The organism is Shewanella abyssi, assembly GCF_023284025.1.
Classification (GTDB): domain Bacteria; phylum Pseudomonadota; class Gammaproteobacteria; order Enterobacterales; family Shewanellaceae; genus Shewanella; species Shewanella abyssi.
This window is the reverse complement of the sequence record NZ_JAKIKR010000134.1, coordinates 1-593: the sequence shown is the minus strand read 5'-3', so window position 1 is coordinate 593 and position 593 is coordinate 1. Positions and strand designations below refer to the sequence as shown.

The 593-nt window shown below is 41.7% G+C and carries 2 tRNA genes and 1 rRNA gene; all 3 read right to left on the bottom strand.

What is annotated here, in order from left to right:
• Window positions 1-233: 233 nt before the first annotated feature.
• Window positions 234-309 (bottom strand) — tRNA-Ala (locus tag L2755_RS22080).
• A gap of 64 nt (window positions 310-373) precedes the next feature.
• A tRNA-Ile gene (locus L2755_RS22075) sits at window positions 374-450 on the bottom strand.
• Between the two features lie 89 nt (window positions 451-539).
• A 16S ribosomal RNA gene (locus L2755_RS22070) occupies window positions 540-593 on the bottom strand; the annotation flags it as partial.

The following is a 593-nucleotide window of genomic DNA, read 5'->3' as shown; positions in this document are numbered from 1 at the left end:
TAGAACTCAATTTTTTAAATTTCGCGCTGATCCTATAAATAACAAAACGATAAATCGCTATGCTATCCCTTTCAGATCAACACTATCAGCTTTCCAAATTTTTAAAGAACGGGCTTAAAAAAGCCAAAGATAAAGTTTTCGTTTATCTTTGGCATCTCTATCCAATGCATGTCTCACTTATCAGCTAGAAAAGTAAGTCTACTCAATCATCAAATGATAATTAGCAAAGTAAATGGTGGAGCTATGCGGGATCGAACCGCAGACCTCCTGCGTGCAAGGCAGGCGCTCTCCCAGCTGAGCTATAGCCCCATTTACATGCAGTCAAACAAAATACGTTAATACAAAATCTTCATTTAGGAGAAACAAAAGATTTTGGTGGGTCAGAGTGGACTTGAACCACCGACCTCACCCTTATCAGGGGTGCGCTCTAACCAGCTGAGCTACAGACCCAACGTATATTGCTCTTTCTTTATAACAAGCATATCTGTGTGGACACTCAAACGTATTTGCATACTTCAGATGCGAGTTAGTCGTATAGGTAAGGAGGTGATCCAGCCCCAGGTTCCCCTAGGGCTACCTTGTTACGACTTCAC